12 protein-coding genes are annotated in these 14,021 nt (G+C 61.2%); 9 read left to right on the top strand and 3 right to left on the bottom strand.

All coding sequences use genetic code 11. From position 1 onward, the window contains the following. Positions 1-10: 10 nt before the first annotated feature. The gene (glnA, locus tag INR99_RS06470) at positions 11-1,420 is read right to left on the bottom strand and encodes a glutamate--ammonia ligase (protein ID WP_228098125.1); all 1,410 of its coding nucleotides are present in this window, start codon (positions 1,418-1,420) and stop codon (positions 11-13) included. A 306-nt stretch (positions 1,421-1,726) separates the two neighbouring features. On the opposite strand from glnA, the gene INR99_RS06465 reads away from it, so the two are divergent. The 9 genes from INR99_RS06465 to INR99_RS06425 all read left to right on the top strand — a co-directional run bounded on the left by INR99_RS06465 (position 1,727) and on the right by INR99_RS06425 (position 11,800). Beyond that, on the top strand, positions 1,727-2,188 hold the full coding sequence (locus INR99_RS06465) for a rhodanese-like domain-containing protein (RefSeq protein WP_194115504.1): 462 nt from the start codon (positions 1,727-1,729) through the stop codon (positions 2,186-2,188). 84 nt (positions 2,189-2,272) lie between these two features. After that, positions 2,273-3,109 carry a shikimate dehydrogenase gene (gene aroE, locus INR99_RS06460; protein ID WP_194115503.1) on the top strand — a complete coding sequence of 279 codons (837 nt, stop codon included), beginning with the start codon at positions 2,273-2,275 and terminating at the stop codon, positions 3,107-3,109. Between the two features lie 73 nt (positions 3,110-3,182). Next, the gene (gene mtgA / locus INR99_RS06455; protein ID WP_194115502.1) at positions 3,183-3,899 is read left to right on the top strand and encodes a monofunctional biosynthetic peptidoglycan transglycosylase; all 717 of its coding nucleotides are present in this window, start codon (positions 3,183-3,185) and stop codon (positions 3,897-3,899) included. Positions 3,900-3,994: 95 nt separating this feature from the next. Next, positions 3,995-5,464 (top strand): serine/threonine-protein kinase, encoded by a 1,470-nt coding sequence (locus INR99_RS06450; RefSeq protein WP_194115501.1) that lies wholly within the window; start codon positions 3,995-3,997, stop codon positions 5,462-5,464. Continuing rightward, on the top strand, positions 5,439-6,266 hold the full coding sequence (locus INR99_RS06445) for a Stp1/IreP family PP2C-type Ser/Thr phosphatase (RefSeq protein WP_194115500.1): 828 nt from the start codon (positions 5,439-5,441) through the stop codon (positions 6,264-6,266). The genes INR99_RS06450 and INR99_RS06445 overlap by 26 nt, the downstream gene beginning before the upstream one ends. A 33-nt stretch (positions 6,267-6,299) precedes the next feature. Then, positions 6,300-6,989: an FHA domain-containing protein gene (locus INR99_RS06440; RefSeq protein ID WP_194115499.1), complete on the top strand. Its 690-nt coding sequence runs from the start codon at positions 6,300-6,302 to the stop codon at positions 6,987-6,989. Between the two features lie 86 nt (positions 6,990-7,075). Continuing rightward, the gene (locus INR99_RS06435; RefSeq protein ID WP_194115498.1) at positions 7,076-7,840 is read left to right on the top strand and encodes a 3',5'-cyclic-nucleotide phosphodiesterase; all 765 of its coding nucleotides are present in this window, start codon (positions 7,076-7,078) and stop codon (positions 7,838-7,840) included. 31 nt (positions 7,841-7,871) lie between these two features. Beyond that, positions 7,872-10,205: a GspE/PulE family protein gene (locus tag INR99_RS06430; RefSeq protein ID WP_194115497.1), complete on the top strand. Its 2,334-nt coding sequence runs from the start codon at positions 7,872-7,874 to the stop codon at positions 10,203-10,205. Between the two features lie 8 nt (positions 10,206-10,213). Continuing rightward, positions 10,214-11,800, top strand: a complete 1,587-nt coding sequence (locus INR99_RS06425; protein ID WP_194115496.1) for an HD family phosphohydrolase — start codon at positions 10,214-10,216, stop codon at positions 11,798-11,800. A 70-nt stretch (positions 11,801-11,870) separates the two neighbouring features. Here the strand turns inward: INR99_RS06425 and INR99_RS06420 are convergent, their stop codons facing one another. Beyond that, the gene (locus tag INR99_RS06420; RefSeq protein WP_194115495.1) at positions 11,871-13,499 is read right to left on the bottom strand and encodes a cyclic-di-GMP receptor FimW-related protein; all 1,629 of its coding nucleotides are present in this window, start codon (positions 13,497-13,499) and stop codon (positions 11,871-11,873) included. After that, positions 13,496-13,909: an HIT family protein gene (locus INR99_RS06415; protein ID WP_194115494.1), complete on the bottom strand. Its 414-nt coding sequence runs from the start codon at positions 13,907-13,909 to the stop codon at positions 13,496-13,498. The genes INR99_RS06420 and INR99_RS06415 overlap by 4 nt, the downstream gene beginning before the upstream one ends. Between the last annotated feature and the right edge of the window lie 112 nt (positions 13,910-14,021).

Genomic DNA, 14,021 nt, shown 5'->3' with positions numbered 1-14,021 from the left:
ACGCCTGTGATTACAGGGAGTAGTACATGTCGAATTCGACCGGGTGAGTGGTCATGCGAACGCGGTTCACTTCCTGCATCTTCAGGTCGATGTAGGCGTCGATCCATTCGTTGCTGAACACGCCGCCACGAGTCAGGAACTCGCGGTCTGCATCCAGAGCGGCCAGGGCTTCATCCAGCGACGCGCAGACTGCCGGGATCTTGGCATCTTCTTCCGGCGGCAGATCGTACAGGTTCTTGTCGGCCGGATCGCCCGGGTGGATCTTGTTCTGGATGCCATCCAGACCGGCCATCAGCAGGGCAGCGAAACACAGGTACGGATTGGACAGCGGATCCGGGAAGCGGGTTTCGATACGGCGAGCCTTGTCGGAGGCCACGTGCGGGATGCGGATCGAGGCCGAGCGGTTGCGGGCGGAGTAGGCCAGCTTGACCGGAGCTTCGTAGTGCGGAACCAGACGCTTGTAGGAGTTGGTGCCCGGGTTGGTAATGGCGTTCAGTGCCTTGGCGTGCTTGATGATACCGCCGATGTAGTACAGTGCCATTTCGGACAGGCCGGCGTAACCGTTGCCCGCGAACAGGTTCTTGCCGTCCTTCCAGATGGACTGGTGAACGTGCATGCCCGAACCGTTGTCGCCAACGATCGGCTTCGGCATGAAGGTGGCAGTCTTGCCGTACTGGTTGGCCACGTTGTGAACCACGTACTTCAGGATCTGGGTCCAGTCAGCGCGCTTGGTCAGGGTGCTGAACTTGGTACCGATTTCGTTCTGGCCGGCATTGGCTACTTCGTGGTGGAACACTTCAACCGGAACGCCCAGTTCTTCCAGGATCAGCACCATGGTGGCGCGGATGTCTTGGTGGCTGTCAACCGGCGGAACCGGGAAGTAGCCGCCCTTGACGCGCGGACGGTGGCCGAGGTTGCCGCCTTCGAATTCTTCGGAGGTCGCCCAAGCGCCTTCTTCCGAACCGATCTTCAGGAAGCAGCCGGACATGTCAACGCCCCAGCGAACGTTGTCGAAGATGAAGAATTCGGGTTCCGGACCGAAGTAAGCGGTGTCACCAATACCGGAGGCCTTCAGATAGGCTTCAGCGCGCTTGGCGATGGAACGCGGATCGCGGTCATAGCCCTTGCCGGTATCCGGCTCGATCACGTCACACGTGATGATGACGGTCGGCTCGTCGAAGAACGGGTCGATGTTGGCAGTGTCAGCATCCGGCATCAGCAGCATGTCGGAAGCCTGGATACCCTTCCAGCCAGCGATGGAGGAGCCATCGAAAGCGTGGCCGTGGGCGAACCACTCTTCGTCAACCACGTGGGACGGCACGGTGACGTGCTGTTCCTTGCCCATGGTGTCGGTGAAACGCAGGTCAACAAACTTGATGTCGTTTTCCTGAATCAGCTTGAGAACGTCGGCTACGGCCATGTTGATCTCTCCGGTGGGGAAATAAAGGGTGGAAACTGGCAGGTCTGCTTAGGCAGCCCGATACGGGGCAAGTAGTAAGCAGGAAGCGTGCCAGCCCCTAGAATTGGGGTAGGGGCATTGTGCCACAACATTGCCGGTTTCCTGTAGTGCGTTTGTCTGAGTATTTTTGGTGCGGCGCGGTTATTTTGCGCACCAATGTGGTGCGCTTTGTCTTGTGCGTCGGACCGCGGCTACAATTGAATGCACGCGGTCCTTGAATAAGGGGTAGCCGTCCATCGATTCCACCCACCTTCCGGAGAGAAGCCCATGAGCGAGCTCAACCAGATTTTCCAGCGTGCACAAGCCCGGGCGGGCGAGGCGGGTTTGCCGTATTCCGGAGCGGTTACGCCGGCAGAGGCTTTCGCGCTCCTGCAGGGCTTGCCGAATGTGCGCATTGTCGATGTCCGCAGCAGCGCTGAGTGGCAGTGGGTTGGCGTGGTTCCGGGGGCCGAGCTGGTGGCCTGGCGCGAATGGGATCCGCTGCACGGCATGCAGCCCAATCCGCATTTCCTGCAGCAGCTGCAGACGCGGGTTGATCGCGAAAACGTGGTGCTGTTTCTGTGTCGCTCCGGTGCGCGCAGCCATGATGCTGCGGCGCTGGCGGCGCAGCATGGTTATAGCGAGGCCTACAACATTCTCGAAGGCTTCGAGGGTGACAAGGATGGCGCTCAGCATCGCGGGGCACTGAATGGCTGGCAGGCTGCCGGCTTGCCGTGGCAGCAGGGCTGAGTATTGCCGTGTAGTGAGCCATGCGTGTGGGATGTGAGGGGGCGGTGTAAAATCGCCCCTTTTCGCATCCAGCGGAGCCGCCCCATGCGCTATGCCGTGTTTGGCAACCCGATTGCCCATTCCAAATCCCCGCAGATCCATCAGGCTTTTGCCGCGCAGTTCGGGCTGGCTGACTTCAGCTACGAAAAGCTGCTGGCGCCGCTGGATGGGTTTGCTGGCTGCGTGCGTGAGTTCTTTGCCGCGGGAGGTGGTGGCGCCAATGTCACCGTTCCCTTCAAGGAAGAGGCTTTCCGGCTGGCTCATAAGCTGTCCGATCGAGCCCGGGTCGCACAAGCGGTCAACACCCTCAAGTGTTTGGATGACGGGCAGATTCTGGGTGACAACACTGATGGCGCCGGCTTGGTGGCAGATATCCTCCGACACACAAGGATAAATGGGCGGCGGGTGTTGCTGCTGGGGGCTGGTGGGGCCGCAAGAGGGGTCTTGGAGCCACTAAAGCGGCAGCATCCTGCTCAAATTGTTATTGCTAACAGGACGCAGGCAAAAGCAGAGGAACTCAGCCGAATTGTTCAGGCGGTTAAATGTGAATCCGGTGATTCCCGCAGCTTTACCGTTGGTCATTATGGCTTTGATTCTATTCAGGGGGAATTCGATCTGGTGATCAATGCGACCTCGGCAAGCCTGGCGGGTGAGGGATTGCCAATAGGACCGAGTGTTTTTGCCGCCGGAGCGCTGGCCTACGACATGATGTATGGCAAGGATGAGACGCCGTTCCTGCGGCAGGCCGCCGCTGCCGGCGTGACGCAGCGGGTCGACGGGCTGGGTATGCTGGTCGGACAGGCTGCGGAGGCGTTTGCACTGTGGACAGGCCATCACCCGGATGTTGCACCAGTTCTGGCACAGTTGCGTGCTTCGCTCTAGAAGGGTATGTGGTCGTGGGTCTTTTCTCTGCTGCTTTTGAGTTGTATAGGTTGCGGTGTATCGAGGTGTGCGCATGAGTGCTCCGGTCACGGCGCGGCGTAGCGCGGGCTGGTTCCTGCGCAGGGCGCTGCTGGCGCTTAACCTGCTTGTGCTGTGCTGGCTGCTGTGGATTTTCGGGCATGTACTGGCCTGGCGCTGGATCAACCCTGCCGAAACGGCATTTATGGAAGAGCAGCTGGAGCGCTTGCAGGATCAGAATCCGGACGCCGAACTGCGCCATCAGTGGGTGGAATATGACCGGATTTCCCCCAATATCAAGCGGGCGCTGATCGCCAGTGAGGACGCCAAATTCCTTGATCATGACGGCTTTGACTGGGAGGCAATCCAGCTGGCCTGGGAAAAGAACCGCAAGCAGGGGCGAATTGTCGCCGGGGGCTCGACGATCAGCCAGCAACTGGCCAAGAACCTCTTTCTGTCCAGCAAGCGCTCGCCATTGCGCAAGGCCGAGGAGGCCGTGATCACGGTGATGCTGGAGGCGCTGCTCGACAAACAGCGCATTTTCGAGATCTATCTGAATGTGATCGAATGGGGAAACGGGGTTTTCGGGGTTGAGGCCGCTGCACGCCACTACTACAAGACCGGCGCGTCCGGCCTGGGTGTCAGTCAGTCAGCCAGACTGGCGGCGATGGTGCCCAACCCGCGCTATTTCGACAAAAACCGCAACGATCGCAAATTGCTGCGCAAGGCAGCAATTATCCAGCGGCGAATGCCTTACGCAGACATTCCGTGAGTCATGCCGCGAGGTGGTGAAACTGCTAGGATGAGCAGTCAGCAATGGAGCCGGCTCGCCGGGTGCAACAGGATGCGAACAGGGATGGAACTGTCATGGTGAGTGGCCGCTTGACCGAACGCGGCAGCAAAGTGGCGCTGGCCGGCCTGCTGCTGCTGGTCTGGGGAGGGCTGAGCATGCCGCAGCCCGACTGGGGGCTGTATGCCGGGCTCGCCGCGTTCGTACTGGTTTTGCTGCTGCAGTTGCTGGCCCCCTTGTTCGGGCGGGGCGTACTGGCGCTGCTGCGGGTGAGTGCGCTGCTGCTGATGCTGCTTGCGGGGGGGCTGAGTGCCTTTCTGGGCCAGTTCTGGTTGCCGTGGCCTGCGCTGGCCCTGTTGCTGGGCGGGATTCTGTTGCAGCGCTCCTATGAAGCCGTCGCCGCACAGGTGACTGCGTTGACGGCTGATCCGCTGCAGGATGCGACAAGCTTGCGCGAGCAGGGGCGCTATGATGAAGCGCGCGTCCTGCTGGCCGGCCTGTCGCCCGAGCCCGGGGTGGTGGCAGAATTGCTCTTGCTGGCCAAGGGCTATGAAAGCCGCGGTGAACGGGACAAGGCCGAGCAGGTGTATCAGCAACTTGGGCGGCGCAAGACAGGTGTCGTCGCGAAACCCTTGGCGTCGCCGGCCCCCGCTCCGGGCTCCGTGCGAGGGGGGGGGGCAGATGAACCCCGCCAGCTTGGGCGCTACCGGCTGGAAGGTGAGCTGGGCAAGGGTGCCATGGGGCTGGTGTATCGCGGGCTGGATCAGGCGATAGGCCGGCCCGTGGCGATCAAGACGATGGCGCTGGCCGAGGAGTTCGATGACGATCAGCTTGCCGAAGCCCGGGAGCGCTTTTTCCGAGAGGCGGAAACCGCCGGGCGGCTGACGCACCCGAATATCGTGACGGTGTTCGACGTGGGCGAAACGGACGGACTCGCCTATATCGCCATGGAGTTGCTGGCAGGGGCGACGCTGGATGACCATGCCGGCCCGGACCGGCTGCTGCCGTTGGAGGAGACGCTGCAGATTGTGCGCCAGGTAGCGCTGGCGCTGGAATACGCGCACAAGCAACAGGTGGTGCACCGTGACATCAAGCCGGCCAATGTGATGTATGACCCGGCTAGCCGCAAAGTGAAGGTGACCGATTTCGGTATCGCCCGACTGACAGACTCCAGCCGCACCAAGACCGGCGTGGTGCTGGGGACACCGTCATTCATGTCGCCGGAGCAGCTGGCCGGCCAGCGCGTGGACGGCCGCTCTGATCTCTATTCGCTGGGCGTGCTGCTGTATCAGCTGGTGAGCGGCTATCTGCCGTTCAATGGTGGTTCACTGGCCGAGTTGATGTACGCGATTGCGAATCTGTTGCCAACAGACCCACGTCACTATCGCCCGGAGCTGCCGAACCTGCTGGTCGCCATTATCATGAGGGCTTTGCAAAAAGATCCGGCCCAGCGCTTCCAGTCCGGTGCCCAGTTCGCACTGGCGCTGGCCAGGCTGGAAGCTCAGCTCAAAGGGAAAGCCAATGTCCAGTCTCGCCCAGGTGCTTGATATGACCGGCCTGACCGATACCGGTCAGGTGCGCGAGCATAACGAGGACGCGATCGACTTCGATGCCGATGGCGGGCTGATGCTGCTGGCGGATGGCATGGGCGGCTACAACGCGGGGGAGGTTGCCAGCCTGATCGCCATCCAGGTGCTCGGCGAGATGATGCGCGCGCAGATCGCGGCAACCCCGCCACACGTGCACGCCTCGGGCAGCCGCTGGCCAGTCGCGCACGAAATGCTGGCGCTGGCGGTGGACCGGGCCAATACCATGATTTACCAGACCGCGCTGGCGCACCCGCAATGTGCGGGTATGGGAACGACCCTGCTGGCGGCGATTTTCTACGACAACCATGTCACGGTGGCCCATGTCGGTGATTCGCGCTTGTATCGCTATCGCGATGGCGTGCTGACCCAGCTGACCCGGGATCATTCTTTCCTGCAGGAGCGGATCGACGCTGGTCTGCTTACTGCTGCCGAGGCACGCACTGCCCCCCACAAAAACCTGCTGACCCGCGCGGTTGGTATCGCACCGTACGTGGACGTCGAGGTGCAGGAATTCGATGTGCTGCCCGATGACCTGTATCTGGCCTGTTCCGATGGCCTGACCGACATGCTCGACGATGACAGTATTGGGCGTTTGCTGGGGATGCTGGGCGTCGATCTTGATCTGGCTGCAAGAAACCTCATTGATCAGGCCAATGTCATGGGTGGACGCGATAATATTTCGGTTTTGCTGACCCGCGTGAAACGCGATTTTTCAATCGAGAACCCCTGGTGGCAGCGCATGGCCAACTGGTTTGGCTAGGCGTCTTCTGCCGCAGTATCAGGATAGGTAGTAATGGCAAAACTCATACTGAGTCAGGATGGCGCTGTACTCAAGGAATTCAGGCTGCACGGCCTGCGCACGAGCATCGGCCGGCGTGCCGGCAACGACATCGTGATCGACAACCGCTCGGTGTCCGGCCAGCACGCGGTCATCGAGCAGGACAGTAGCGGCTTTGTGCTTAATGATCTCAATAGCACCAACGGCACCATGATCAATGGCATCGCCGTCATGCAGCATCATCTGCGGCACGGCGATGTGGTGCGTTTTGGCAAGGCGGAGTTCATTTTCCAGGTTGACGGCACGGTCTCGACCACGCGCAATACCCGGGTGCATTCGTCGGTCAAGCCCAAGATCGATCCGGCTGCGCTGCAGGCGCGTGAAACCGACCCCGCTGTCGCGGCGATTCTGGCCAATACCGTGCGGGCCAGCCAGCCTTTGCCAGAGGCGCTGCTGGAGGTCATGACTGGCAGCAATGCCGGGCGACAGATGCCACTGGTGAAATCCGCCACGACCCTCGGCAAAGCCGGGGTGCAGGTCGCACTCATCAATCGCACGGTGCGCGGCTTTACCCTGATGCATGTCGAGGGTGAGGAGCGCCCACGGGTAAATGGCCGCGACATGGGCTTGCAATCGCATACACTGCAGGAAGGTGATGTGATTGACCTGCTTGGCGTGCAGATGCGCTTTCGCGCCAAAGCCTAGCCTGCAGGCGGCAACACGGCGGTTTCATCCGCACCAGGGTTAAACAGACTGCGGGCAGCTCGGCTAGCCCGTACAAGGAGTCCGGAATGGAACTGCGGGTACTGGGGTGCAGCGGAGGGATCGGCGGGGCGAACCGCACAACGGCCTATCTGCTGGGCGCGCACGTGCTGGTGGATGCGGGTACCGGGGTCGGTGAACTGAACTTCACCGAGTTGTGTGCGATCGACCATGTCTTTCTGAGCCATGCGCATCTGGACCACGTGGCCTGTTTGCCCATGCTGCTCGATACCGTGCTGACCGCGCGGCAACGACCGGTTACCGTACATGCCTTGCCCGAGACCCTGCACGTACTGCAGCAGCACCTCTTCAATTGGCAGCTCTGGCCGGATTTCAGCGTGATCCCCAGTGAGGCAGAGGGTATATTGCGCTATGCGCCGATTAGTGTGGGCGAATCGGTGGTACTGGATGGGGTATCTGTGACAGCCTTGCCGGCGCTGCACACCATCCCGGCCATTGGCTATCAGCTGGATAGCGGAACCAGCTCTGTAGTCTACAGTGGGGATACAGTGGGGTGTCCGGCGTTCTGGCAGGCGGTGAATGCCATCGGCAATCTTGGCGCCGTGATCATAGAAACGGCGTTTGCCAATCATGAAGCCGAGCTCGCCAGTCTGGCCCGGCATCTGTGCCCGGCTTCGCTGGCTCGCGAACTGTGCAATCTGGAGCACGATGCCGAAGTACTGATCACCCATCTTAAGCCGGCAGACAGCGGACGTACCTTGCGCGAGATCCACGAGCTCGATAGCCGCCATGCCATCCGCCCCCTGCTGCAGGGCGAAACCATCCAATTCTGACGGGCCCCGTCCCGCAACGGAGTAGACCAGCATGACCGAGCGGCTGTCCCCGAACGCCGGAATGAATTTCCTGCGCGATCTGCAGGGCCTGACGACCAGGATTCATTCGACCGCCCGCCTTGATGACATTCTCACCGAACTGGGGCAGGACATCTGTGCCGTATTCAGCGCCGAGCGCGTCACGCTGTATGTGACCAGTTCCGATGGCCGTGAGCTGATCGCCAAGATCAAGACCGGACTGGAAGGGGTGCGCGAACTGCGAGTGCCGGTGAATGACCGCAGCATTGCCGGCTTTGCCGCCAATCACAAGCAACTGCTCAACCTGGCGGATGTCTACGACGAAGCTGCGCTGAAAAAACTCTCGCCCACGCTGCAGTTCCTGCAGGCGGTCGACCAGCGTACGGGGTTTCGTACACGTGAAATGCTGGTCGCGCCGATCGTGCAGGCCGGCGATGGCGTGCTGGTCGGAGTTGTGCAGCTGATCAACAGCAGCACGGGAAGCGCTTTCGAAGGCGAGCGGGTCGAAGGTACGCGCATGCTGGCCGAAACGCTGGCGGTGGCCTTGCGCCAGCGCCAGCAGTCGGCCTTTCCCTTTATTCCCAAGCACCGCTTTGACAAGCTGATCAATGATGGCTTGCTGTCGCCGGCCGCGTTCCAGGTTGCGGTCAAGGAAGCGCAGAAGAAGCAGCGCGATGTCGAGCTGGTGCTGCAGGAAGGCTATGGCATTGCCACCAGCCAGATCGGGCAGGCGCTGGCAGCGTTCTATCAGGTGGCCTACGAGCCTTTTGCCGCCGGCCAGGATAAACCCGCCGAATTGCTGGCCCGGGTCAAGCGCGAGCAGGCGCTGGCGGAGCAATGGCTGCCACTGGATGAACTGGACGGTGTGATCCGCATCGTGACCCCCGATCCGGAAATGCTGCGCTCGACTCTGGTTGCCCAGCAGTGGTTCGCGGGCCGCAAGCTGGATTATGTCGTGACCACCCGCAGCGAGTTCCTGCAGATGCTGGCGGCCTGGTTTGGTGATAACGTCCCGAGCATGCCGCAGCTGGCTCTGGCCGATGATGTCGATTTGCCGGAAGAGCCGTCCGCGGCCGAGTCCGCCGCGTCGGACAACGAAGTCGTGCAGCTGGCCAACCAGATCATTGTCGAGGCCTACCGGTTGGGTGCATCGGACATCCACATCGAGCCCTATCCGGGGCGCGACAAGACCCAAATCCGCTTCAGGCGGGATGGCAATCTGCAGGCGTATCGCGAAATTCCGGCCAGCTATCGCAGCCCGCTGGTGACCCGGCTGAAAATCATGTGCGATCTGGATATCGCCGAGCGGCGCAAGCCGCAGGACGGGAAGATCAAGCTGAAGAAATTCGTGCCCGAGCTGGATATCGAGTTGCGCGTCGCGACCATTCCCACGGCGGGTGGCGTCGAAGATGTCGTCATGCGGATTCTTGCAGCTGGCGAGCCGCTGCCGCTGGAAAAACTGGCCTTGTCGGACAGCAATTTGGTGCAGCTCAAGACGGTAATCAGCAAACCCTATGGTTTGTTCTTTGTTTGTGGGCCGACGGGCTCGGGCAAGACGACCACCCTGCACTCGGTACTCAAGTACCTCAATACCCCCGAGACCAAGATCTGGACAGCGGAAGACCCGGTGGAAATCACCCAGAAGGGCTTGCGGCAGGTGCAGGTGAATGCCAAGGCCGGGCTAACGTTTGCCAGCGTGATGCGCGCGTTTCTGCGTGCGGATCCGGATGTGATCATGGTTGGGGAAATGCGGGATGCCGAAACGGCCGGCACCGGGATCGAGGCCTCGCTCACCGGCCACCTGGTGCTGGCAACCCTGCATACCAACAGTGCCCCGGAGTCGGTCATCAGGCTGCTTGACATGGGGATGGACCCGTTCAATTTTGCCGATGCCTTGCTGGGGATTCTGGCGCAGCGGCTTGCGCGCCGGCTCTGCAAGTGCAAGGAAGCCTACGAAGCCAGCGATGCCGACCTGCTGCAGCTGGCACGTGAGTATGCCGACGAATTGCTCAAGACACCGGCGTGGCGCAGTGATCCCGATGGTTGTCTGCGGAGCCTGCAAGCGGACTGGCGCAAGCGTTATGCCCGCGATGGCAAGATCACGCTCTATCGCCCCAAGGGCTGCCCGGAATGTGCCAATACCGGCTACAAAGGGCGTCTGGGTCTGCATGAGCTGCTGGTCGGCAGTGACCGCGTCAAACAGCTTGTGCAGGAACGTGCCCGGGTGGCCGAGATTCTGGCTGCTGCGCTCGAAGAAGGGATGACGACACTGAAACAGGACGGCATCGAGAAAGTACTGGCTGGTCTGACCGATCTTGCGCAGGTACGTGCAGTCTGCATCAAATAGGAGGCGCAATGGCCAGCAACAGTGTCTTACGCGAACGGCTTGAGCGGCTGAATGCGATTGGGATCGCCTTGTCGGGCGAGACCGATATCAATGCGCTGATGGAACATATCCTGGTGGCGGCCAAATCGCTGGTGCACGCCGATGCCGGTACGCTGTACCGCTTGCAGGATGATCAGCTGCATTTCGAGATCGTCATGACCGATCGCCTCGGTGTGGCGCTGGGAGGTACCACCGGCAAGGCGGTGCCACTGCCGCCGGTACCGCTCTATCACTCGGATGGTACGCCCAACCGCAATAATGTCGTGGCCTGCTCGGTGCTTGAGGGGCGCACCATCAATATTGCCGATGCCTACGAGGCGCAAGGCTATGATTTCTCCGGCACGCGGCGCTTCGATGCGGCCAACAGCTATCGCTCGCAATCGTTTCTTACGGTTCCGCTGAAAAATCACGAACGGGAAATCATTGGTGCCCTGCAGCTGATTAATGCCCTGGATAGTAAAGGCGAAACCCGCGAGTTCGATGCGGAGGATCAGCATCTGGTCGAATCGCTGGCGTCGCAGGCGGCGATTGCACTGACCAACCGTGCACTGATCGAGTCGCTGCAAACCCTGTTCGAATCGTTCATCAAGCTGATTAACCTGGCCATTGATGACAAGTCGCCCTATACCGGTGGACACTGCCAGCGGGTGCCTGCACTGACCATGCTGCTTGCCGATGCGGCGGCGGCTACGACCAGTGGCCCGTTGCGTGATTTTCAGCTGAATGAAACCGAGCGTTACGAATTGCAGATTGCCGGCCTGCTGCATGATTGCGGCAAAGTCACTACCCCGGTTCATGTGGTCGACAAGGCCACCAAGCTGCAGACACTGTATGACCGCATCGGCCTGATCGAAACGCGCTTCGAAGTGCTCAAGCGGGATGCCGAAATCGCCCACCTCAGGGGCGAATTGACGCACGAAGCCCATGTGCAACTGCTGGCCCAATATGCCGATGATCTGGCATTTCTGCGGCGCTGCAATGTGGGCGGTGAATTCATGCGCGATGAGGATCTGGCCAGGCTACATCACATCGCTGGTTATCGCTGGCGTACCCCGCAAGGTGTGGATGAGCCGTTTCTGAGCAATGACGAGTTGCAGAACCTCGCGATCCGCAAGGGCACGCTGACCGATAGCGAGCGACAGATCATCAATCACCACATCGAGGTGACCATCCAGATGCTGGAAAGCCTGCCCTGGCCCAAGCATTTGCGCAATGTGCCCGAATACGCCGGTGGCCATCACGAGCGCATGGATGGCAAGGGCTATCCGCGCGGGCTGACCCGCGAGCAGATGAGCATCCAGGCGCGCATCATGGGGATCGCCGACGTATTCGAAGCGCTGACTGCGCGAGACCGTCCGTACAAGCATGGCATGAAGCTGTCGCAGGCCATGACCATTATGGCCCGCATGGTGGCCGAGCAGCACATTGACCCGGATCTGTTCGAGGTATTCCTATGCGAGAAAGTCTGGCTGCGCTACGCCGAAAGCTACCTCGAGACACAGCAGATTGATGCCGTCGACGAGGAAGCATTGCGCAAGCTGGCCGGACTTGCCTGATTTGATGGGGTATGCGGCCCAAGCTTTTTCTCTGAAATAGTTTTGGGTCTATGGGGTGTTGGGTATTGTGTCAGGTGCCGGTGCTGCCAGCCGGTACGATGTGCACGCGCTCGAAATCGCAGCCCCGTTCGATAACTTTCTGCATGCGCAGCTTGTGCAGCTTGCTGCCATCCCACAGCTCGATCACGCGTCCCTGGCGGAACCAGCCTGGTGGCTGCAGCAATGAGTTGGGTTCCTTCAGTGCCGCCATGGCCGGCAGCAGCAGCACTTCCGTAAAGGCTTCCTGCCCGAGCCGCACGGCTTCAATGGTTCGTGCGGCGGCCGGACTGGGTACCCCGGGAAGCAGGCGGATGCCAATGGTGATCGAATCCGCGCAGATTTCCAGCCAGCGTACCGAACCACAGAGCAGCTGTTCACCCAGTCGCAGGGTCAGCAATTGCTGCAGCTGCAGCCGCTGTCCGCCCAGGGGCCGCTGCAGGCGCACGCCCAGTGCGGTTTCGTCCACCAGCTGCCACTCCTCACGCTCGGCTTCTGCCAGAACAGGTGCCACCAGCTTGCGGGTAGTCTGCCCGAACATCTGGATATCCAGCACATCGCGATTGCCGTAGACCGTCTGCTGCTTGATCGGTGGGGGCGCATAACGACCGCGCGCAATCCAGCGATGCTGATTGGTCAGCCCCGCGCCGGCCAGCTCGAGATGGCTTTGCTGTTCCTTGCGTGGCAGCTTGCGCTCGGCGGGCTGTTCGCACCAGTGCCGGTAGAGGTCACGCAGCAGGGATTCGCAGGCTTCGCCAGACAGGCCGTTGCCCAGTCCCAGCTGAGCCGGGGCTTCGCCCTGGCGCAGCAGCTTGATGCGCTTGCTTAGCGTCTGGGCCAGTGCCAGTGTATCGATGGCGAGAGAGCCTGCGCCCTGGGGCAGATTCGGCCGGCGTTGCGGTGCAGCTGGCTGGTCGAGGTCGATGCGCAAGGGGGCAAACTGATTCAGTCCCGGCGCGTCGCTACCCAGCCGGGTACGTGGCGCCAGCAGTTCCAGTACCGGATACAGCCACTGCTGCTGGCGCTGGCTCAGCTGCTGCGGGTTGCCGGCGCTGAAAAGCAGCGCCTGGATGAACAGGCTTTCCACGTTGCTGACCCCGCTGGTTGCCTGGCAGAGGCTGTCACGTACCCGCTCGGTGGCGTCGCCGAGCTGGCGCGCCCAGCTGTAGTGGGCAAACAGCCGCTGCCAGTAGTGCTCGGGCTGGGCCTGATAGGCCAGTGCATGGGCATGCAATATGCGAACGCCATAATATAGCGTGCGTTCAGCCAGCAAGGCGCGGTACTGCAGGACTCCGGCATCTTCCTCGATCGCGGCCAGCCAGCAGGTGGCATAGCCGTCGCTGGTCAGCTCCCACAGTTGCACCAGCTGCAGCCATTGCTGGTGTTCGACCGGATTCAGCGGCAGCGGTTTGGCCAGCAGGGCGCGCATCCAGTCATCCTGGACCAGATGAATGGTTTCACGGAACTGCTCGAGAATTTTCAGCTTTTCCAGTGCAGCTAGGCTGCTCTGGTTCATCTGCTCCAGTGCCTGGCGCAAGTCGCTGTGTGCCAGCGGTGTGTTGATCAGTGGTAGCAGTTTGAGCCATTCCCGCGCCGCACGTGCGTCGGCAAACGGCGCCGGGCTGCCGGAATCAGGCTGAATGGCGCGGGGAGACAGACTCATGGTTGCAGCTCCGCCAGCCGCTGCCGCAGTGCCGCCAGCGCAACTTCACCGGGATGGTGCACCGCCGTGCGCACCGGGGAAGCCCAGACCGGCGCCGGAAAATGCCGATCGTCGCGCCAGCGCGCAATGATGTGCCAGTGCAAGTGGGGTACGACATTGCCCAGCGCCGCCAGATTGATCTTGTCTGGCTGCAGCGTGTCGCGCACGGCGGACTCCACGGCATAGACCACACGCATCAGGCGCTCGCGGTCACTGAGTGTCAGATCGGTCATTTCGGCAAGATGCGCATTCAGCACCACACGGCAGAAGCCGGGATAGTCCGGCTCGTTCGGCAGAATGACGCGGCAGAACTCATCCTGCCAGAGGAGATCGCCGCCGGCATCAGCGCAGAGAGGGCAGTGGCTGGTCATCTACTGGTTTTCCTGTAAACGGATGCTTTCTATACCCGAGCATAGCGATAAACCCAATAAGGTGAAACCATAGCTGGCCTTATGCCGGCACAGGCGTCACGCAAAACGGGGC

Origin of the sequence: Chitinilyticum piscinae (assembly GCF_015223195.1) — a bacterium.
GTDB classification, from domain to species: Bacteria; Pseudomonadota; Gammaproteobacteria; order Burkholderiales; family Chitinibacteraceae; genus Chitinilyticum; species Chitinilyticum piscinae.
Note: the sequence above shows the minus strand (reverse complement) of the source record. Positions and strands in the feature narration are given on the sequence as shown.

Excerpts from the sequence above, each read along its gene's own strand:
- glnA (WP_228098125.1), bottom strand. The coding sequence starts at position 1,420 with ATGGCCGTAGCCGACGTTCTCAAGCTGATTCAGGAAAACGACATCAAG.
- INR99_RS06465 (WP_194115504.1), top strand. The coding sequence starts at position 1,727 with ATGAGCGAGCTCAACCAGATTTTCCAGCGTGCACAAGCCCGGGCGGGC.
- aroE (WP_194115503.1), top strand. The coding sequence starts at position 2,273 with ATGCGCTATGCCGTGTTTGGCAACCCGATTGCCCATTCCAAATCCCCG.
- mtgA (WP_194115502.1), top strand. The coding sequence starts at position 3,183 with ATGAGTGCTCCGGTCACGGCGCGGCGTAGCGCGGGCTGGTTCCTGCGC.
- INR99_RS06450 (WP_194115501.1), top strand. The coding sequence starts at position 3,995 with ATGGTGAGTGGCCGCTTGACCGAACGCGGCAGCAAAGTGGCGCTGGCC.
- INR99_RS06445 (WP_194115500.1), top strand. The coding sequence starts at position 5,439 with ATGTCCAGTCTCGCCCAGGTGCTTGATATGACCGGCCTGACCGATACC.
- INR99_RS06440 (WP_194115499.1), top strand. The coding sequence starts at position 6,300 with ATGGCAAAACTCATACTGAGTCAGGATGGCGCTGTACTCAAGGAATTC.
- INR99_RS06435 (WP_194115498.1), top strand. The coding sequence starts at position 7,076 with ATGGAACTGCGGGTACTGGGGTGCAGCGGAGGGATCGGCGGGGCGAAC.
- INR99_RS06430 (WP_194115497.1), top strand. The coding sequence starts at position 7,872 with ATGACCGAGCGGCTGTCCCCGAACGCCGGAATGAATTTCCTGCGCGAT.
- INR99_RS06425 (WP_194115496.1), top strand. The coding sequence starts at position 10,214 with ATGGCCAGCAACAGTGTCTTACGCGAACGGCTTGAGCGGCTGAATGCG.
- INR99_RS06420 (WP_194115495.1), bottom strand. The coding sequence starts at position 13,499 with ATGAGTCTGTCTCCCCGCGCCATTCAGCCTGATTCCGGCAGCCCGGCG.
- INR99_RS06415 (WP_194115494.1), bottom strand. The coding sequence starts at position 13,909 with ATGACCAGCCACTGCCCTCTCTGCGCTGATGCCGGCGGCGATCTCCTC.